We start from the raw sequence: 19,543 nt of genomic DNA on the forward strand, positions 1-19,543 counted from the left end.
GCGTGGCGGCCTTTTCCGGTCGCCGCCCAGCGGCTATGACCATGAGCGAGAGGCACGACATGCAGTCAGGCGCCTGGGCCTTGCAACCAGTGGTGGACATGGCTGCCGCCGAGTTTCGCGCTTGGCAAGCGCTGCTCGAAGAGCGCACCGGCGTGGTGATCAGTGAGCAGCGGCAGGCGTTTCTGCAAACCAACCTGAGTGCGCGCATGCGTGAACTGGGAGTGGCGGATTACGCCACCTATTTGCGCCAGGTCACGGATGGTCCGCGCGGTGCGGTCGAGTGGTCGACCCTGCTGGACCGCCTGACCGTGCAGGAGACCCGTTTCTTTCGTCACCGGCCATCGTTCGATGTGCTCGAGCGTTACCTGCGAGAGCGCCTGCAGCAAGGATTGGGCAGCCCCTGGGAGATGTGGAGCGTGGGATGCTCGAGTGGTGAGGAGCCTTATTCGTTGGCAATCACGGCGGCTGAAGTGCTGCGTGACAGCGAGCAGCCCGAGCACTTTGGCGTCACCGGAACCGATATCAGTCTGAACGCTCTGCGCATGGCGCGCGATGGTCAGTACGGCCCGCGCAAGTTGGAACAAATCGATACGGCGTTGGGGCACCGCTATTTTGTGGCCCAAGCCGATGGACGCTTCAAGGTTGTAGCGGACCTGGCAGCGCGAGTGTGTTGCGCCAGGCTCAATGTGCTGGAGTTGGCCAAGGCGCCAATGACCGGTATGGACGTCATTTTTTGTCAGAACTTGCTGATCTATTTTCGCCGCTGGCGTCGCCGCGAGATCCTCAACTGCCTGGCCGAGCGCCTGGCACCGGGTGGTCTGCTGGTGGTGGGAGTGGGTGAAGTGGTTGGTTGGCAGCATCCGGACTTGATTCCGGTGGCCGACGAGCGAGTGCTGGCGTTTACCCGCAAGGGATAACAGGCCGTTGAAAAACCTAGGCGAGGCAGCCAGCGCAAGGCAAAAGCAGGCGAGGACGCGGAGTTTACGAGCTGTAAATGAGCAGTCCGGGCCTGTTTTTAACGCAGCAACGGCAACGCGGGTAGTTTATCAACAGCCTGATAAGGCAGAGCCAAGTATATGAGTGAAGCGGCTATGGGGGATCGGCACGACTATGTCGCCCTGGAATGGGTCAAAGGCGAAATCGCGGAAACCCTGAAACAGGCGCGCCAAGCCCTGGAGGCGTACGTCGAGAATCCCCAGGATTCAACGCGCATGCGCTTCTGCCTGACCTATGTGCATCAGGTACACGGCACTCTGCAGATGGTGGAGTTCTACGGCGCAGCCCTGCTCGCCGAAGAAATGGAGCACCTGGCCCAGGCCTTGATGGAAGGGCGCGTGGCCAGCCAGGGCGAAGCCCTGGAAGTGCTGATGCAGGCCATCCTGCAGCTGCCGGTCTACCTCGACCGGATCCAGACCGCGCGCCGCGATTTGCCGATGGTGGTGTTGCCGCTGCTCAACGACCTGCGTGCCGCCCGCGGCGAAAAGCTGCTCTCGGAGAACAGCCTGTTTTCCCCGGATATGTCCGTGCGCGCGCCGGCCTTGTCGGACGAGTCCCTGGGCCAACTGCGCACCGCGGACCTGCCGATACTGCTGCGCAAGCTGCGGCAGATGCTGCAAGTGGCCCTGGTCGGGCTGCTGCGCAATCAGGATCTGCCAACCAATCTGGGCTATATGGCGCGGGTTTTTGGCCGTCTCGAGACGTTGTGCAAAGACGCGCCGCTCGGTCCTTTGTGGCAGATCGCCTCGGGTCTGGTCGAGGGGCTGGCCAGTGGAGGCGTGGTCAATAGTCCGTCGGTACGCACGCTGCTGCGTGAGGTCGATAAAGAGCTCAAGCGCCTGCTCGAACAGGGTGCCGACGGCATCAACCAGGCGGCCTCCGACGAGCTGACCAAGAATCTGTTGTTCTATGTGGCCAAGGCACCGGCGCAGTCACCGCGCATCAGGGCCTTGAAGGAACAGTTCCGTCTCGACGAGGCGCTGCCGAACACCGATATCGTCAATGAGGAGCGTGCCCGCCTGGCCGGTCCGGATCGCGATGCCATGCGTTCGGTCGTTGGCGCGCTGTGCGAGGAGCTGGTGCGGGTCAAGGACAGCCTCGACCTGTTCGTACGCAGCGACCGCAATCACGTGGGCGAGCTGGAGAGCCTGCTGGCGCCGCTCAAGCAAATTGCCGACACCCTCGCCGTGCTGGGTTTCGGCCAGCCACGCAAAGTCATCCTCGATCAGATCGACGTGGTTCACGGCCTGGCCCTTGGCCGGCAGGCGCCGAGCGATGCCGTGTTGATGGATGTGGCCGGTGCATTGCTGTATGTCGAGGCGACCCTGGCCGGCATGGTCGGTCCGGTTGCCGACGGCTCTCGCGAAGAGAGCCACCTGCCCACCACCGATGTGGCGCAGATTCACCAGCTGGTGATCAAGGAAGCGCGCAACGGCCTGGAACAGGCCAAGGACGCGATCATCGAGTTCATTGCCTCGCAGTGGAATCACGAGCACCTGGCGCGTGTCCCGGCGCTGCTAACCCAGGTGCGTGGCGGCCTGGCGATGATTCCGCTGGCGCGTGCCGCGGAGCTGTTGAATGCCTGCAACCGCTACATTCAGGAGCAGCTGCTGGCGCGCAAGGCCGTGCCGAACTGGCAGAGCCTGGACACCTTGGCCGATGCCATCACCAGCGTCGAGTACTACCTCGAGCGCCTGGCCGAAGACCATGGCAGCCAGGGTGACCTGATTCTCGATGTGGCCGAGGAAAGCCTGGAAAGTCTCGGCTATCCCCTGAAAGAAAAGCCCTCGATCCTCGATCAGGTAGCACCACGGCAAGAAGATTTCGCACCGCTAACCGACCCTCTGCATGACATCGAAGTACTGGCCGATGAGCCCGCTGAGGTCGAGGTGCTTGAGCCGGTTGTGCCGCCGGAGGCGCCGATCGAGCTCGCGCCGCTTGAGGCGCCGGGCGTCGAACTCGCCGAGGCTGACTCTGCGGCGGTCGAGGCGCAGCAGCCGCTTGACGATGACGGTTGCAGCCTGGCCCCACTGGAAACCGATCCACGGCTGCTCGATCTGGATGTCGACCCATCGGCAAGCGAACCCCTGCCGACTCTGGACCTCAGTGAGGGCGCGCCAGTGTCGCTGGCGGACTTCAGCCATGAGGCCATGCCGCTCGAAGAGCTGAGTCTGGAGGAGCTGAACGGCTCTGGCCACTGGGATGAAGCCGAGCTGGCATCGCTGGGTGTGCCCGAAGTTGAACTGCCGAGTGCGCCGCTGACGGTCGATGAACCCGCCCCCGAGGTCGACAAGCCGCTGTCGCTGGCCGATGTCATGGCCGCACCGCAGCAGGCAATCAATCCGCCGGCTCACGATGTGCCGCCGAGTCTGCTGCCACCGCCGGCTGATGAAGAGTCGTTCGATGAAGAATTGATGGAGGTCTTCGTCGAGGAAGCCGGCGAAGTACTGGAAACCATCGGCGAGTTTCTGCCGCAATGGAGCGCCGATACGGCCAACAAAGAGGCTTTGATCGAAATCCGCCGCGCCTTCCACACCCTCAAGGGCAGTGGTCGCATGGTGCGGGCGCTGGTCATCGGCGAGTTGGGCTGGTCGATCGAGAACCTGCTCAATCGGGTGCTCGACCGCAGCATTCAACCGACTGCCGACGTGCTCCAGGTGGTGGCCGACGTGGTCACGCTGATGCCGGCCCTGGTAGAGGAGTTCGCCGTCAAGGCCCAGCGTCAGCGCGACGATGTCGACCTGCTGGCCGCCAGCGCACATGCGCTGGCGAAAGGCCAGAGCCTGGCAAAAGCCGATGCGCCGGCGGCCCAGGTAACTCCGGCTGAAGGTGAAAGCGAGGCTGTTGCGGCAGTCGCCGAGCTGCTGGAAGTGCTCGATGACGAGCCCCTCGACGGCGAGCCCCTCGATCCGCAGCTGTTGGAGATTTTCCGCAACGAAGCCGAAACCCACCTCGATACCCTGGTCGGTTTTCTGGCCGATTGCGCCCAGGAACTGCCTCAGCCGGTCACCGACGACCTGCAGCGTGCCTTGCACACCCTCAAGGGCAGTGCCTACATGGCCGGAATTCTGCCGGTGGCGGAGATCGCCGCACCGCTGGAAAAAATGGTCAAGGAGTTCAAAAGCAACCTGATCCCGATGGATCTGGCCGAAGCCGAATTGTTGAGCGCTGCCGAGAAGCTGTTCCGTCTCGGCCTGGCGCAGCTGGAGACTCAGCCGCTGGCTCCCCTGCCCGGTGCGCCGGAGTTCCTCGATCGTGCTCACAGACTGCATCAGGATCGCCTCGACGCCGCGCAAAGCAATCGTCAGAGCGAGCAGGGCGAAACCCGCGACCCGCAGCTGATCGGCATTTTCCTCGCCGAGGGCATGGACATCCTGCTGGATGCCGAGGCGTTGCTGCGGCGCTGGCGCGAGCACCCCTCCGATCGTCAGGAACTGAGTGCCTTGCTGGATGAGTTGACGACCCTGGGGCGCGGCGCGGAAATGGCCGAATTGCCGCAGATCGATGAACTCTGCGAAGCCCTGCTCGACCTCTATGGTGCTGTGGAAGAAGGCAGCCTGGCGGTCAGCGAGCGCTTCTTCAGCGAGGCCGAACAGGCGCATGAAGCCCTGATCAGCATGATGGATCAGGTTGCCGCCGGCCTTCAGGTCAGCGCCGAGCCGGCGCGGGTCGAGGCGCTGCGCAGGTTGCTGGCCGAAGCGCTGGATCCGCGCGCACTGGCACTGTTGTCCGCGCAAGGTCAGGCTGATCTGCAGCCCGTTGAACTGGATGCCGCCACTGCGGCGCTCGTGCAGACGCCCTGGGCGCGCGCGAGCGACGACGAGACAGTGACAGCGGTGGAGATGCAGATCGATGAAGACAGCGGCTTTTTGGCCGAGTCCGAGCACGCTGCTTCCTCTGGCTATGAGGCGCTCGACGCGGAGATGGTCGAGATCTTCCTCGAGGAAGCCGTGGACATCCTCGAGAGCGCCGGTCAGGCGTTGGAAGGCTGGAGTGCCGAGCCGGGCAACAAGGCCGCCCTGTCGTCCCTGCAGCGTGACTTGCACACCCTCAAGGGTGGCGCGCGGATGGCCGAGATTCGTCCGATTGGCGACCTGGCCCATGAGCTGGAATCCTTGTACGAAGGCCTGGTAGACCGGCGCTTCAGCCATTCACCGGCACTCGTCGCACTGCTGCAGCAAAGTCATGACTGCCTGGCCATGTTGCTGGAGCAGCTGCAAAAGCAGGCCGTGATGCAGCAGCCGCACGAATTGATCGAGGCGATACGTCACTTCCGTCAGGGCGGTGGCGCACAGAGCTTGTCGGCGGCGGCAATGGCCGCCGAGAATGATCTCGAAGCCGAAGCCGAAGCCGAAGCCGAAGCCGAAGCCGAAGCCGAAGCCGAAGCCGAAGCCGAAGCCGAAGCCGAAGCCGAAGCCGAAGCCGAAGCCGGGCAGGAGGATGATGTCGAAGAGGTGCTGTCGTCATTGCTGCACCGCGAGGACGATACAGAGCTGGACCTCGAGGCAGACCCTGAGCAGGAGTTTGCCGAGCTTGAGTGGGAGTCGCCCCCTGAGGCCTTCGCCGCGCCTGCGGCATCCGATGCTGATGTGTCCGCCCCGGCAGCGCTTGACGATCAGCCCGACCAGGAGCTGGTGGACATCTTCCTCGAAGAGGGTTTTGACATCATCGACAGTTCTGGCGCGGCACTGTTGCGCTGGATGGATGACGTAGACAACAGCCTCGAACTGGAAGCCCTGCAACGCGACCTGCACACCCTCAAGGGTGGTGCACGCATGGCGGAAATCCGCGAGATTGGCGACCTCGCCCATGAACTCGAATTCCTCTACGAAGGGCTCGCGGATGGTCGGCTGCGTCCTAGTCAGGAACTGTTCGGCCTGCTCCAGGCTTGCCACGATCGCCTGGCCGAGATGCTCGATGCGGTGCGCGGCAAGCGCCTGGTGCCCGATGGCGATGCGCTGATCGAGACGATCAAGCATTTTCGCGCCAACCCGGACCAGCAACTGAGCATGCCGTCTGCCGTGCAACTCAAGGCGCTGGCGGAGCAACTGGATCAGGACGATGACGAGTCGGAAATCCTCGATATCTTCCTGGAAGAGGCCGACGAACTGTTGGAAACGTTGGAAACTGCCATGGGCCGCTGGGACCAGCAGCGCGACGATGGCACGGCGATCGATGACATGTTGCGGGTCCTGCATACCCTCAAGGGCGGGGCGCGGCTGGCTGGCCAGAACCGTCTGGGCAACCTGACCCATGACCTTGAATCACACCTGAGCGAGGCCCTGCTGCAAGGCGCGCCTTGGCCGGAAAGCCTGTTCCTCGATGTGCAATCCGGTTTCGAGGGGCTGCAGAAAGAACTCGATCAACTGCGCCAGCGCCTGCAAGCCAGTTTTGCCGAGGACGATCAGGCGGCGGCAAGTGTTGAGGCCGCGGCGGTAAAACTCCCCGAGCTGCTGGCCCCGATAGTCGCGGCCAGCGAATTGCCGGCGCGGGAGCAGGTGGCGAAAGTCCTGCCGTTCGTTCGTCGTGCGCAGGAAGCCGCGCAGGAAGCTGCCGCGCGACGTGCTCCGCAGGAACTGGTCAAGGTGCCGGCGGAACTGCTCGAAGGCCTGGTCAACCTGGCCGGCGAGACTTCGATCTTTCGCGGCCGAGTCGAGCAACAGGTCAGCGATTTCGGTTTCACCCTGAGTGAGATGGAAGCGACCATCGACCGGGTGCGCGACCAACTGCGCCGCCTGGACATCGAAACCCAGGCACAGATCCTCAGTCGCTATCAGGCCGAGGCCGAGCGCGCCGGCTACGAGGATTTCGATCCGCTGGAAATGGACCGCCATTCGCAGTTGCAGCAGCTATCGCGCGCACTGTTTGAGTCGGCCTCCGACTTGCTTGATCTGAAAGAAACCCTGGCCATGCGTAACCGCGATGCGGAAACCCTGTTGCTGCAACAGGCGCGGGTCAATACCGAGCTGCAGGAAGGCTTGATGCGCACCCGCATGGTGCCCTTCGACCGGCTGGTCCCGCGACTGCGGCGGATCGTCCGCCAGGTCGCCGGTGAGTTGGGCAAGCAGGTCGAATTCGTGCTCGGTAATGCCGAGGGCGAGATGGACCGCACCGTGCTCGAACGTATTGTGGCGCCGCTGGAGCATATGTTGCGCAACGCCGTCGACCATGGCATCGAGCCGGCAGCGCTGCGCCGCGCCGCTGGCAAGCCGGAGCAGGGCACTATCCGCCTGAATCTGGGGCGCGAGGGCGGTGATATCGTCTTGACCCTCAGTGACGATGGCGGCGGGATCAAGCTCGATGCCGTAAGGCGCAAGGCCATCGAGCGTGGCCTGATGGACCAGGAGTCGGATCTGACCGATCACGAAATCCTCCAGTTCATCCTCGAGGCCGGGTTCTCCACCGCCGAGGCGGTCACCCAGATTTCCGGGCGTGGCGTCGGCATGGACGTGGTCCATTCCGAGGTCAAGCAGCTCGGCGGTTCCATGAGCATCGACTCGACCCCGGGCGAAGGCACGCGTTTTGCCATTCGCCTGCCGTTCACCGTGTCGGTCAACCGCGCGCTGATGGTGCTGTCGGGTGAAGACCTGTATGCCATCCCGCTGAACACCATCGAAGGCATCGTGCGGATTTCCCCCTACGAGCTGGAGGCCCTCTATGAGCAGAGTGACTCGGCGGCGACGGAGACCCCGCGTTTCGAGTACGCCGGTCAGGCCTACGAGTTGCGTTATCTCGGTGACCTGCTGAATAACGGCCAGCACCCCAAGCTGGTCGGTCAGAGCCTGCCCTTGCCGGTGATCCTGGTGCGCTCGAGCGAGCACGCGGTGGCGGTGCAGGTCGACTCCCTGGCTGGCTCCCGCGAGATTGTGGTGAAGAGCCTCGGACCGCAGTTCGCCGGGGTACACGGGATTTCCGGCGCGACCATTCTCGGTGACGGCCGCGTGGTGGTGATTCTCGACCTGCTGGCCACCATCCGCGTGCTGCATGCGCACCTGCTCAACCAGCTGCATCCGCGCCTGGTCGGCCACACGGCGACTGCCGCGGAAATTGAAGCGGATCGGCCGACCCTGGTCATGGTGGTGGACGACTCGGTCACCGTGCGCAAGGTCACCAGTCGCCTGCTCGAGCGTAACGGCATGAACGTATTGACGGCCAAGGACGGCGTGGACGCCATCTCCCAGTTGCAGGAGCACAAGCCCGACATCATGTTGCTGGACATCGAAATGCCGCGCATGGACGGTTTCGAAGTGGCAACGCTGGTGCGTCACGACGAGCAGCTGAAAGACCTGCCGATCATCATGATCACCTCGCGTACCGGTGAGAAACACCGTGAACGAGCGCTGGCTATTGGCGTCAATGAATACCTCGGCAAACCCTACCAGGAGTCGTTATTGCTCGAAAGCATTGCCCGCTTGGTGGATCGCCAGCCGCTAGAGCGCCGCTCGGACACGCAAGCATGACGGCGAACAACGTGGCACGTATTGCGGTGATTGCCGATACCTCGCTGCAGCGCCATGTGCTGCAGCAGGCGTTGACCGGGAGTGGCTATCAGGTCGTGCTGAACAGTGATCCGGCGCGCCTGGATGAGGCAACGTTGATCGCCTGCGAGACCGACCTGTGGCTGATCGATCTGGCCCAGTCCGAGGATTTGCCGCTGGTCGACAACCTGATGGAAACCGCCTGCGTGCCTATCCTGTTTGGCGAGGGACATGCCCCGGAGCGGCATTCGGAAAATTACCCGCGTTGGGAGCGCCGCCTGTTTGGCAAGTTGAAGAAGCTGATCGGTGACCCATCGCAAGCGGTCGGGCCCAGCCTCCAGGCGTTGCTGGCCGAGGCGCAGCGGCCAACTCGCCTGGAGCTGCCGTCCGTACTCGCCGATACACCGCTGGTGGTCGGGGAGCCGGCGCGCCAGGTCTGGTTACTGGCTGCTTCGCTCGGTGGACCGGCCGCGATCAAGGCCTTCCTCGACGCCTTGCCTGGTGGTCTGCCGGTTGGCTTCGTCTATGCCCAGCATATCGATCCCAGTTTCGAATCAGTGCTTCCGCAGGCGGTCGGACGACACAGCCAGTGGCGTGTCAATCCGGCGCGTCACGGCGACTCGGTCCGCTGCGGTGAGGTGGTGGTGGTACCGATCAGTCGCGAGCTGGGTTTCAGTGACCAAGGCACCATGCTCATCAGCGAACGTGCCTGGCCGGAACCCTACAGTCCGTCGATCGATCAGATGATGCTCAACCTCGCCAAGCATTATGCCGGGCTTTGCGGCGTCATTGCCTTCAGTGGCATGGGCAGCGATGGCAGTGCCGCGGCGGCTTACGTGCGGCGCCAGGGCGGAACCATCTGGACCCAGCGTAGCGACACCTGTGTCTGCCCGAGCATGCCGGACAGCCTGCGCGAGGGTGGATACAGCAGTTTCAGCGCCGATCCCCGAGAACTGGCCGCAGGGCTGGTCAATCACCTGGCCGAGCAGTGCAATGAAACCGCAGCGCTGCAACCCACACCACAGATAACTGGGGCATAGCCTTTTCATGAGCCAAGTCATAGCCACCCCGAATACCGTCAACAGCCTGACTGCGCTGCAGGTGCCACTGGCCGATCGTACCCTGCTGCTGCCTAACGTGGCAGTCGCCGAGCTGGTTGCCTATCGCGCGCCGCAAGTCAGCGCCGGCATGCCGGCCTGGTTTCTCGGTCAGGTTAGCTGGCGTGACTTGAGTTTGCCGCTGTTGTCGTTCGAGGCGGCCTCCGATGGCCAGGCCCAGGTCGGTCCCGCTGCGCGCGTGGCGATCATCAACGCCCTCGGCGGGCGTGCCAAGGTCAAGTTCATCGCCCTCCTGGTCCAGGGTATTCCGCGCTCGGTGAAGGTTGGTGCCGAGTTGCTGCGTGCCGACGCGCCACTGGCGCCGCTGGAACTGGATGCGGTGCTCATTGGCGAGAATGTGCTGAAGATTCCCGACCTGGTTGGCCTGGAGCAGAAACTGGCAGATGCCGGATTGATCTGAGCGCGTGTGAACGCGCTGGCCCAGGGCGCCATCCAGTGCCTCGTAGAGTCCGCGATCCGGCTGGCCCTCGCCTGTCGATCACCAAGACGACACGCCCCGGCAAGCCGTCAAAGGGCCCAAGCCTTCTACGAGCGCGCTATTGAACAACAGCCTGGGTGGCCGTTGCCGAGGGAAAAACGGCCAGCGAGCAGTTTTTAGAAATCCCCCCACAATTGCTGCGCGACGCTGAGCGCCACCACCGGCGCAGTTTCCGTGCGCAGTACCCGAGGCCCCAGGCGCGCGGCCTGGAAACCGGCGTTTTTCGCCTGCGTGACCTCGGCATCCGCCAGGCCGCCTTCCGGGCCGATCAGGAAGGCCAGCGATTGTGGCTTGTCATGGCTGGCCAGCGGCTCGGCAACCGGGTGCAGCACCAGTTTCAGCTCCGCCTCGACCTGGCCGAGCCAGTCGCTCAGCCCGAGCGGCGGGTGAATGACAGGAATCACCGAGCGGCCGCACTGTTCGCAGGCACTGATCGCCACCTGGCGCCAATGGGCCATGCGCTTGTCGGCGCGCTCGTCTTTCAGGCGCACCTCGCAGCGCTCGCTGACAATCGGGGTGATGGCATTGGCCCCCAGCTCGCAGGCCTTCTGGATCGCCCAGTCCATGCGCTCGCCACGCGACAGGCCCTGGCCCAGGTGGATGTGCAGCGGTGATTCGGTCAGGCCGGCGAAGACCTCGCGCACTTCGACGCGCACGTTCTTTTTGCCGACCTCGACCAGCTCGCCGAGAAACTCGTTGCCGCTGCCGTCGAACAATTGCACGGCATCGCCCACCGCATGGCGCAGTACGCGGCCGATGTAGTGGGCCTGGGTTTCCGGCAGCTCATGCAGGCCGAGGGCGAGCGGGGCATCGATAAAGAAGCGGGATAGGCGCATAGGAGGGGCGGACCTGAGGCAAAGGCGTAAATTCTAGCGCTAGGGCGCGCCGCGCGCAGCGATATCCGACGTGCTTGCCACCTCCCGCTGTCGCCAGCGGGGGAGGCGAGACGTCATGTACTCGCGTTCAACCCGGATCGCGAAAGTCCGGGTAGCGCGTGTTGCCCACGGCCACGCTGACCGAGTTGCGGGTGGCCAGGTCGATGCCTTCAGTGGCGACCTCGGCCAGGAAGTCGATCTGCTCCTCAGTGATCACGTAGGGCGGCAGGAAATACACCACGCTGCCCAGCGGGCGCAGCAGGGCGCCGCGTTGCAGGGCATGCTGGAAAACCTTGAGGCCGCGGCGCTCCTGCCACGGGTAGGCAGTCTTGCTCGCCTTGTCCTGGACCATCTCGATGGCCAGGGCCATGCCGGTCTGGCGGACTTCGGCGACATGCGGGTGATCGACCAGGTGCGCGGTGGCGCTGGCCATGCGCGCGGCGAGCTTCTTGTTGGCCTCGATGACGTTGTCCTGCTCGAAGATATCCAGGGTCGCCAGTGCTGCGGCGCAGGCCAGCGGATTGCCGGTGTAGCTGTGCGAGTGGAGAAAGGCGCGCAGGGTGTTGTAGTCGTCGTAGAACGCCTGGTAGATGGTGTCGGTGGTCAGGCAGGCGGCCAGCGGCAGGTAGCCACCGGTCAGGGCCTTGGACAGGCAAAGGAAGTCCGGGCGGATGCCGGCCTGTTCGCAGGCGAACATGGTTCCGGTACGGCCGAAGCCGACGGCGATCTCGTCGTGGATCAGGTGCACGCCATAGCGGTCGCAGGCCTCGCGCAACAGCTTGAGGTAGACCGGGTGGTACATGCGCATGCCGCCGGCGCCCTGAATCAGCGGCTCGACTATCACCGCTGCCACCTCATGGCCGTGCTCGGCCAGGGTCTGCTCCATATGGCCGAACATGGTCCGCGAGTGGGCTTCCCAGCTCACGCCGTCGGGGCGGAAATAGCAGTCCGGGCTGGGCACCTTGAGGGTGTCCAGCAGCAGTGCCTTGTAGGTGTCGGTGAACAGCGCGACATCGCCGACCGACATGGCGGCGATGGTTTCGCCGTGGTAGCTGTTGGTCAGGGTGACGAAGCGCTTCTTCTCGGGCTGGCCGACATTCAGCCAGTAGTGAAAGCTCATCTTCAGCGCGACTTCGATGCACGATGAGCCGTTGTCGGCATAGAACACCCGATCGAGCCCGGCCGGGGTCATCTTCACCAGGCGCTCGGACAGCTCGATCACCGGCTGGTGGCTGAAGCCGGCGAGTATCACGTGTTCCAGTTGGTCGACCTGATCCTTGATGCGCTGGTTGATCCGCGGGTTGGCGTGGCCGAACACGTTGACCCACCAGGAGCTGACCGCGTCTAGGTAGCGCTTGCCGTCGAAGTCTTCCAGCCAAACCCCTTCACCGCGCTTGATCGGCACCAGGGGCAGCTGTTCGTGATCTTTCATCTGTGTGCAGGGATGCCAGAGCACATTCAAGTCGCGCTGCATCCAGTGGTCGTTCAGGCTCATCGAAACACTCTCCCAATCATCTGCGGCAAGCCTATCAGATGCCCCCTGCACATGTGCGCTGCAGGCGAGGGGCGGTGAGCGAGGCACTGCCGATTATGCGCTGGGCAATGCCGCCGGTAGGTGTTGCCTGAGCTTCTGCCTGCTCGCGCGAGTTGATTGGGCCGGAGGTGAAGTGCGGACTTTTGATATCGTATTTCCCGATATTTCAAAGCGAAAAATTCCGCTTTTAATCGATAGATTTGCCGTTACCCTTGCCGGATCTTTTTTGTCGAACTCTCTGTACGGAACCTTCTCGATGCAGTGGCACAACACTCGCTCACATTACGGTTTGATCAGCATTGCCTTGCATTGGCTGGTGGCGGTCGCGGTTTTTGCTCTGTTCGGGCTGGGTTACTGGATGGTCGGCCTGGATTACTACAGTGGCTGGTACAAGAGCGCACCTGAGCTGCACAAGGGCATTGGCATCCTGCTGTTTGTCGTGATGCTGGGGCGCATCCTCTGGCGCTGGCTCAGTCCGGCACCGGCCAGCCTGGCCAATCACAGTCGGCTAACCCAGCAGGGCGCCAGGTTCGGCCACGCGTTCCTCTATCTGGGCATGTTCGTGTTGATGGTGGCTGGCTACCTGATTTCCACCGCCGATGGTCGGGGTATCAGTGTCTTCGGCTGGTTCGAGGTGCCGGCGACCCTCACCAGCATTCCCAACCAGGAAGATGTTGCCGGCCTGGTGCATGAATACCTTGGCTGGACCCTGGTGATCTTCGCCGCTATCCATGCGCTGGCCGCCCTGAAGCATCACTTTGTTGACCGTGACCGCACGCTGAGCCGCATGTTCGGTCGCTAACACCCCCTCTGTCGCGTGGAATGACCTGCGTGGCGAATTATTCAACCTCACAAGGAGATTGCCCATGTTGAAGAAAACCCTCGCCGCCCTGGCTCTCGGTTCCGCTCTGCTCAGTGCTGGCCATGCCGTGGCCGCCAATTACGCCATCGACACGCAAGGTCAGCACGCGTTCGTCAACTTCAAGATCAGCCACTTGGGTTACAGCTGGCTGTACGGCAGCTTCAAGGACTTCGACGGCAGCTTCAGTTTTGACGACAAGAACCCGGAAGCCAGCAAGGTCAGCGTCACCCTCAACACCCAGAGCGTCGACACCAATCACGCCGAGCGCGACAAGCACATTCGCAGCGATGACTTCCTCAGCGTCGACAAGCACCCGACGGCGACCTTCGAGTCCACTGCGGTGAAGTCCACCGGCGAAGGCACGGCCGATATCACCGGCAATCTGACGCTTAACGGTGTCACCAAGCCGGTGGTAATTGCCGCTACCTTCATTGGTCAGGGCGATGATCCCTGGGGCGGCTACCGTGCCGGCTTTGCAGGCAGCACCACGCTTAAACTGAAAGACTTCGAGATCGAGAAGGATCTTGGCCCGGCTTCCGCGGAAGTCGAGCTGATCATCTCGGTGGAAGGCGTGCGCCAGTAAGTCGAGCGCGCGGCAGCAAAAAAAACGCCGACCCTAGGGTCGGCGTTTTTGCAGGTGCAGAAACGACAACGCCGACCCTGAGGTCGGCGTTGTCGTTAACAGTGCTGCTTAGCTCTCGCGATTACGCGTCAGCAGGGCAGGCTTTTCGCCGCGCGGACGACTGCTCGGCAGCTGGTCGAGTTGCTCGGGCGTCGGGAAACGCTCAGTGCTGCGCGAACCTTTGTGCACGATCACCGGCTGCTTGTCGCTAGGGCTTTTTACCGGCCCCTCTTTGCGTGGCAGTTCATCGCGGTTGAGCGAGGTGGTGGTCTCACGCGAGTCGCGCGGTGGACGGGCGCGGCCGGAGCCATTGCGCCCTTGACCGCCCGAACCCTGGCGTTTGCCTTGGCTGGCAGCGGCGCCAGCACCGGCGCCTGCCCCGCTGCGCGGGTTTTTGCTTGGTGTACGTGGGGCTTGGCCAACACCATTGCTGGCGCTGGGACCCGAAGCAGGCGCACCGGGCCGACGGCCACGGTTCTGCTGCTTGTTCTGGTGCGGGCTGACATAGTCGGCCCGATTACCGAAGTTATCGATTTCGTCGTCGCGGAATTCATCCGGTGCGCGATCCGGTGGCAGGGCGGGTACTGCCGGCGCGGCGGCGCGGCCGGATTGCGCGCTGCGCGGTTGCTGCGAGCGGGCGGCCTGAGGCTTGGACTTGCCGCTGTCCTTGCCCTTGTCCTTGCGACCGCCGCCGTGGCGCTCACCGTCAGGCTTGGCACCGCGGGGTTGGCGCGGCTTCTGCGGCTCGCGCACTTCCGGGCGCTCCGCCTCGACCGTGCTGGCGTCGAAACCGAGCAGGTCGCCGTCGGCGATTTTCTGCTTGGTCATCCGCTCGATACCCTTGAGCAGTTTTTCTTCATCGGGAGCGACCAGCGAGATCGCCTCGCCACTGCGCCCGGCGCGGCCAGTGCGGCCGATGCGGTGAACGTAGTCTTCCTCGATGTTCGGCAGCTCGAAATTGACCACGTGCGGCAGTTGGTCGATGTCCAGGCCGCGGGCGGCGATATCGGTGGCAACCATGATCCGTACGGCGCCGGCCTTGAAGTCGGCCAGGGCTTTGGTCCGGGCGTTCTGGCTCTTGTTGCCGTGGATCGCCACGGATGCCAGGCCATGCTTGTCGAGGTACTCGGCCAAGCGGTTGGCGCCGTGTTTGGTACGGGTGAACACCAGGACCTGTTCCCAGGCGCCGGCGCTGATCAGGTGAGCGAGCAGGGCGCGCTTGTGGCTGGCCTGCAGGCGGTATACGCGTTGTTCGATGCGCTCGACCGTGGTGTTCGGCGGCGTGACCTCGATGCGCTCGGGGTTGTGCAGCAACTTGCCGGCAAGGTCGGTGATGTCTTTGGAGAAGGTCGCCGAGAACAGCAGGTTCTGCCGTTTGCTGGGCAGGCGTGCCAGGACTTTCTTCACGTCATGCACGAAGCCCATGTCGAGCATGCGGTCGGCTTCGTCCAGGACCAGGATTTCCACGTGGGACAAATCCACGGCACGCTGGCCGACCAGGTCGAGCAGGCGACCCGGGCAGGCCACCAGGACGTCGACGCCCTTGGCCATGGCTTGCACCTGGGGATTCATGCCGACACCGCCAAAGATACAGGTGCTGACGAATTTCAGGTCGCGGGCATAGACCTTGAAGCTCTGGTGCACCTGTGCGGCCAGTTCGCGAGTGGGAGTGAGCACCAGTACGCGGGGTTGTTTCGGACCGTGGCGGTGCTCGCGATCGGGGTGGCCGTTGGGGAACAGCAGTTCCAGGATCGGCAGGGCGAAGCCGCCGGTTTTACCCGTCCCTGTTTGGGCGGCAACCATCAGGTCGCGGCCTTGCAACACGGCGGGAATGGCCCGCTGTTGCACCGGAGTAGGCTGGGTGTAGCCCGCTGCCTCGATGGCGCGGACTAAAGCCTCGGAGAGACCGAGGGAGGCAAAGGACATGAGTAATCCTGTCTAGTGAGGGCGAGGCCCTATGGGGTGTATTGCCTGACTTGAATCGCGCTTGGGGGGCGCAATCCCGTCCGGTACTGCTGGTCTCTGGGGACTAGCATCCGGGCGCAAGCCTGGCGGGAAGGCCCGAGTATAACAGAGCAAAGCCTTTGCGCAGCGTTCCCCTGCTTAATGGTTTGCCTTATTGCTTGGAGGCTGTTGCGTGAGAGGGGCCTGATCCGGACTGTTGTAGCGTGCTTGCAGGGCGGCATAGGCCGGTTCCTGTTTGAAGCGGCGCAGTTCACTGGCGAAGCGTTGGGCCAGTTCATCCAGGCCGGCACTGCGGCGCAGGCCCAGGTACAAGGGGTCGCGACTGATGACCTGGGGGTGCTGCCGGATGTGCTCATCGAGGCCAGTCTGGGCCAGGATAAAGTGGCCGCTGCGACGATCGTTGATCACCAGGTCGACCCGTTTGCGCACCAGCTTGCCGAAGTTGGCCGCGTGGCTGGGGGCCGATTCACGGGTAAACAGCGTGGATTCACGAAAGTCCCGGTTGCTGTACCAGTAGCCGGCGGAGACGCCGACTTTCAGCCCGCGCAAGTCCGTCAGGTGCTGGAATGGATGGGGGTTGGCCTTGGCGTAGAACAGCACGAGTTCGACCTGCGACAGTGGCTCGTCGGGAAACAGTATCGAGGCTTCGCGTTCCGGGGTGTGGAAGATGCTCAGGATGCCGTCGGCCTGGCCCTGTTCCAGCGCCATCAAGCAGCGTCGCCACGGCAGCAGATGCCATTCGACCTCGACACCCAGGCGTTGCAGGACGATCTGCGTGGTTTCGTAGTCGAGGCCGCGCAGGGCGCCGTTCTCCGCATGGATATAGGGTGGCCAGGCTTCGCTGACAATGCGCAGCGGCTGAGCCTGTGCCGCGAGGCACAGGCAGGCGAACAGCAGGGCGGCGATTAATTGGCGGTGGAATAATGACATTGCGCCAGATTACCCGGCCAGCGTGGCGCTGAAAAGTGGCCCCATGGCCAAGTTCGACTGGTTAGGTCGCGCCGCCAAGGGGCCTCGCACCTTCCGGGGCGGGCGCGATAAACCGGTTCAGGTCGCCAGCTTGTAGCAGGGCACGTAGGCCGTGTTGCCCGGCAGCTTCATCCGATGCTGCTCTACGAAGGCCTGCAACAGGCGATCCAGTGGCTGCATGATGTCCTTGTCGCCGGTGATCTCGTAGGGGCCGTGCAGTTCGATGCGGCGGATGCCCTTGTCTTTGACGTTGCCGGCGACAATGCCCGAGAACGCACGACGCAAATGCGCGGCCAGTTCATGCACCGGCTGGTTGCGGGTCAGCTTGAGGCTGGCCATGTTCTCGTGGGTGGGTTCGAAGGGGTGCTGAAAGTGCTCGTCGATCGTCAGCAGCCAGTTGAAGTGGAAGGCGTCATTCTGCTTACGGCGGTACTGGGTAACCTCGCTGATGCCTTGCGCCATCTCCCGGGCCACCAGGCTCGGGTCGTTGATGATGATTTTGCAGCGTTGCTGCGCCTCGGGGCCGAGGGTGGCGCCGATGAATTCATGCAGCTGCTCGATATAGGGCGCGGCCTTTTTCGGCCCGGTCATGATCAGTGGGAACGGCAGGTCCTGGTTGGCCGGGTGCATCAGGATGCCGAGGAAATACAGCAGCTCTTCGGCGGTGCCGGCGCCGCCGGGGAAGATGATGATGCCATGGCCGACGCGGACGAATGCCTCGAGGCGCTTTTCGATATCGGGCAGGATCACCAGTTCATTGACGATCGGGTTGGGGGCTTCGGCGGCGATGATGCCCGGCTCGGTCAGCCCTAGGTAGCGTCCGCCGACGATGCGCTGCTTGGCGTGGGAGATGGTCGCGCCTTTCATCGGTCCCTTCATCACCCCGGGGCCGCAGCCAGTGCAGATATCCAGGCCGCGCAGGCCCAATTCATGGCCGACCACCTTGGTGTATTTGTACTCTTCGGTGCTGATCGAATGGCCGCCCCAGCACACCACTATTTTCGGCTCAACCCCGGCGCGCAGGGTGCGGGCATTGCGCAGTAGGTGAAACACGTAGTCGGTGATGCCTTTCGAGCTGCTGAAGTCCACCCGCTTATTTTCCAGTTCGCTCTGCGTGTAGACGATATCGCGCAGGGCGCTGAACAGCATTTCCCGGGTGCTGGCGATCATTTCGCCATCGACGAAGGCGTCGGCCGGCGCGTTGCACAGCTCCAGGCGAATGCCGCGATCCTGCTGCAGGATGCGAATCTCGAAGTCCGGGTAGGCCTCCAGGATGGTCTTGGCGTTGTCGCTGTGCGAGCCGGTATTGAGGATCGCCAGGGCGCACTGGCGGAACAGGGCATAAACGCTGCCGGAACCGGTCTCGCGCAGTTGTTGTACCTCGCGCTGCGACAGGGTTTCCAGGCTGCCCTTGGGGGTCACTGTGGCATTGGTGGTCTTTCTTGGGGTCATTTGGCGCTCCATGGTTGTCATCCCGCTCAAGCCATATGGGGCCAGAGGCGCGGTCAAAATAGGGGGGGGCGGGCAGTCCGGCAGCGTCGGCCTCGGGTTGGCGCTGCTGCAGGGGCTCGCTTTACTGCTGCGTTGGCACTCAGCCTAACAGGCGGCGGGCCGGTGGCCTGCAGCGCCACCGGCCCCCGCCGGCAACCAGACAGGTGAGGGCGCGCGCAGAAAATCCCCGGCGGAGTTTCAGCGCGGCAGCTTGAGGTTGTTCCAGATTGCCAGGCTGGGGCCTGCCAGGTTCATGCTGTAGAAGTGCAGGCCCGGCGCGCCGCCCTGCAGCAGGCGTTCGCACATCTCGCTGATTACCTGCTCGCCGAAGGCGCGGATGCTGTCGCTGTCGTCGCCATAGGCCTCCAGCTGCTTGCGCACCCAGCGCGGGATCTCGGCACCACAGGCGTCGGAGAAGCGCGCCAGCTTGCTGTAGTTGGTGATCGGCATGATGCCTGGCACCACCGGAATATCCACACCCAGCTTGCGCACCCGCTCGACGAAGTAGAAGTAGCTGTCGGCGTTGAAAAAGTACTGGGTGATCGCGCTGCTGGCGCCGGCCTTGGCCTTGCGTACGAAGTTGGCGATATCGTCCTCGAAGTTGCGCGCCTGCGGATGCATCTCCGGGTAGGCGGCGATTTCGATATGGAAGTGGTCGCCGGTCTCTTCGCGGATGAAGCTGACCAGTTCGTTGGCGTAGCGCAGTTCGCCGCTGGCCATGCCCATACCGGACGGCAGATCGCCGCGCAGGGCGACGATGCGCTCGATCCCGGCTGTCTGGTACAGGCCCAGCAGCTCGCGCAGCTCGGCCTTGGAATCACCGACGCAGGACAGGTGCGGCGCCGTGCTCACACCGACATCGTTATTCAGCTGCAGTACGGTATGCAGGGTACGGTCGCGGGTGGAGCCACCGGCACCGTAGGTGCAGGAGAAGAAATCCGGGTTGTAGCTCGCCAGTTCACGTGCCACGTTCAACAGTTTTTCATGCCCGGCTTCGGTCTTGGCAGGGAAGAACTCGAAGCTGTAACGGCGTTCTTGAGACATAGGACTTTCCAGTTAGCCCAAGCCAGGCTTGGGCGTAGGGTGGGTTGGTGCCGCATGGCGCCTGAGCAAAGACTTGCCCTGGTAGCTGTGCGGCAGCCACCCCATCAAGGT

General features: G+C 63.4%; 12 protein-coding genes. 6 read left to right on the forward strand and 6 right to left on the reverse strand.

Features of this window, described 5'->3' with window-relative positions; all coding sequences use genetic code 11:
- Positions 1-59 precede the first annotated feature (59 nt).
- The 4 genes from PH586_RS21035 (at position 60) to PH586_RS21050 (ending at position 9,992) form a co-directional block, all read left to right on the forward strand.
- Complete coding sequence (locus PH586_RS21035) at positions 60-917, forward strand: CheR family methyltransferase (protein WP_271349831.1); 858 nt, start codon at positions 60-62, stop codon at positions 915-917.
- A gap of 174 nt (positions 918-1,091) precedes the next feature.
- The gene (locus tag PH586_RS21040) at positions 1,092-8,456 is read left to right on the forward strand and encodes a hybrid sensor histidine kinase/response regulator (RefSeq protein WP_271349832.1); all 7,365 of its coding nucleotides are present in this window, start codon (positions 1,092-1,094) and stop codon (positions 8,454-8,456) included.
- Positions 8,453-9,514 (forward strand): chemotaxis protein CheB, encoded by a 1,062-nt coding sequence (locus PH586_RS21045; protein ID WP_271349756.1) that lies wholly within the window; start codon positions 8,453-8,455, stop codon positions 9,512-9,514. Before PH586_RS21040 ends, PH586_RS21045 begins: the two co-directional genes overlap by 4 nt.
- Before the next feature lie 7 nt (positions 9,515-9,521).
- Positions 9,522-9,992 carry a chemotaxis protein CheW gene (locus PH586_RS21050; protein ID WP_271349757.1) on the forward strand — a complete coding sequence of 157 codons (471 nt, stop codon included), beginning with the start codon at positions 9,522-9,524 and terminating at the stop codon, positions 9,990-9,992.
- A gap of 194 nt (positions 9,993-10,186) precedes the next feature.
- On the opposite strand, the gene PH586_RS21055 is transcribed toward PH586_RS21050, so the two are convergent.
- Both PH586_RS21055 and PH586_RS21060 read right to left on the reverse strand, forming a co-directional pair.
- A complete protein-coding gene (locus tag PH586_RS21055) occupies positions 10,187-10,906 on the reverse strand; it encodes a 16S rRNA (uracil(1498)-N(3))-methyltransferase (RefSeq protein ID WP_271349758.1) in 720 nt (239 codons plus the stop codon).
- 127 nt (positions 10,907-11,033) lie between these two features.
- Positions 11,034-12,440 (reverse strand): adenosylmethionine--8-amino-7-oxononanoate transaminase, encoded by a 1,407-nt coding sequence (locus PH586_RS21060; protein ID WP_271349759.1) that lies wholly within the window; start codon positions 12,438-12,440, stop codon positions 11,034-11,036.
- Positions 12,441-12,735: 295 nt separating this feature from the next.
- Between PH586_RS21060 and PH586_RS21065 the strand changes: the two genes are divergently transcribed.
- On the forward strand, positions 12,736-13,281 hold the full coding sequence (locus PH586_RS21065) for a cytochrome b (RefSeq protein WP_271349760.1): 546 nt from the start codon (positions 12,736-12,738) through the stop codon (positions 13,279-13,281).
- A gap of 64 nt (positions 13,282-13,345) precedes the next feature.
- The gene (locus tag PH586_RS21070) at positions 13,346-13,924 is read left to right on the forward strand and encodes a YceI family protein (protein ID WP_271349761.1); all 579 of its coding nucleotides are present in this window, start codon (positions 13,346-13,348) and stop codon (positions 13,922-13,924) included.
- A gap of 108 nt (positions 13,925-14,032) precedes the next feature.
- Here PH586_RS21070 and PH586_RS21075 read toward each other — a convergent pair whose 3' ends face one another.
- The 4 genes from PH586_RS21075 to metF all read right to left on the reverse strand — a co-directional run bounded on the left by PH586_RS21075 (position 14,033) and on the right by metF (position 19,432).
- On the reverse strand, positions 14,033-15,889 hold the full coding sequence (locus PH586_RS21075) for a DEAD/DEAH box helicase (RefSeq protein WP_271349762.1): 1,857 nt from the start codon (positions 15,887-15,889) through the stop codon (positions 14,033-14,035).
- A gap of 177 nt (positions 15,890-16,066) precedes the next feature.
- The gene (locus tag PH586_RS21080) at positions 16,067-16,858 is read right to left on the reverse strand and encodes a substrate-binding periplasmic protein (RefSeq protein ID WP_271349763.1); all 792 of its coding nucleotides are present in this window, start codon (positions 16,856-16,858) and stop codon (positions 16,067-16,069) included.
- Positions 16,859-16,975: 117 nt separating this feature from the next.
- Positions 16,976-18,349, reverse strand: a complete 1,374-nt coding sequence (gene ppnN, locus PH586_RS21085; protein WP_271349764.1) for a nucleotide 5'-monophosphate nucleosidase PpnN — start codon at positions 18,347-18,349, stop codon at positions 16,976-16,978.
- A gap of 237 nt (positions 18,350-18,586) precedes the next feature.
- Positions 18,587-19,432, reverse strand: coding sequence for a methylenetetrahydrofolate reductase [NAD(P)H] (metF, locus tag PH586_RS21090; protein ID WP_271349765.1), 846 nt, complete (start codon positions 19,430-19,432; stop codon positions 18,587-18,589).
- Positions 19,433-19,543 lie beyond the last annotated feature (111 nt).

The organism is Pseudomonas aestuarii (assembly GCF_027988105.1).
Classification (GTDB): Bacteria; Pseudomonadota; Gammaproteobacteria; order Pseudomonadales; family Pseudomonadaceae; genus Aquipseudomonas; species Aquipseudomonas aestuarii.

Excerpts from the sequence above, each read along its gene's own strand:
- PH586_RS21080 (WP_271349763.1), bottom strand. The coding sequence starts at position 16,858 with ATGTCATTATTCCACCGCCAATTAATCGCCGCCCTGCTGTTCGCCTGC.
- ppnN (WP_271349764.1), bottom strand. The coding sequence starts at position 18,349 with ATGACCCCAAGAAAGACCACCAATGCCACAGTGACCCCCAAGGGCAGC.
- PH586_RS21055 (WP_271349758.1), bottom strand. The coding sequence starts at position 10,906 with ATGCGCCTATCCCGCTTCTTTATCGATGCCCCGCTCGCCCTCGGCCTG.
- PH586_RS21065 (WP_271349760.1), top strand. The coding sequence starts at position 12,736 with ATGCAGTGGCACAACACTCGCTCACATTACGGTTTGATCAGCATTGCC.
- PH586_RS21060 (WP_271349759.1), bottom strand. The coding sequence starts at position 12,440 with ATGAGCCTGAACGACCACTGGATGCAGCGCGACTTGAATGTGCTCTGG.
- PH586_RS21035 (WP_271349831.1), top strand. The coding sequence starts at position 60 with ATGCAGTCAGGCGCCTGGGCCTTGCAACCAGTGGTGGACATGGCTGCC.
- metF (WP_271349765.1), bottom strand. The coding sequence starts at position 19,432 with ATGTCTCAAGAACGCCGTTACAGCTTCGAGTTCTTCCCTGCCAAGACC.
- PH586_RS21040 (WP_271349832.1), top strand. The coding sequence starts at position 1,092 with ATGGGGGATCGGCACGACTATGTCGCCCTGGAATGGGTCAAAGGCGAA.
- PH586_RS21045 (WP_271349756.1), top strand. The coding sequence starts at position 8,453 with ATGACGGCGAACAACGTGGCACGTATTGCGGTGATTGCCGATACCTCG.
- PH586_RS21050 (WP_271349757.1), top strand. The coding sequence starts at position 9,522 with ATGAGCCAAGTCATAGCCACCCCGAATACCGTCAACAGCCTGACTGCG.
- PH586_RS21070 (WP_271349761.1), top strand. The coding sequence starts at position 13,346 with ATGTTGAAGAAAACCCTCGCCGCCCTGGCTCTCGGTTCCGCTCTGCTC.
- PH586_RS21075 (WP_271349762.1), bottom strand. The coding sequence starts at position 15,889 with ATGTCCTTTGCCTCCCTCGGTCTCTCCGAGGCTTTAGTCCGCGCCATC.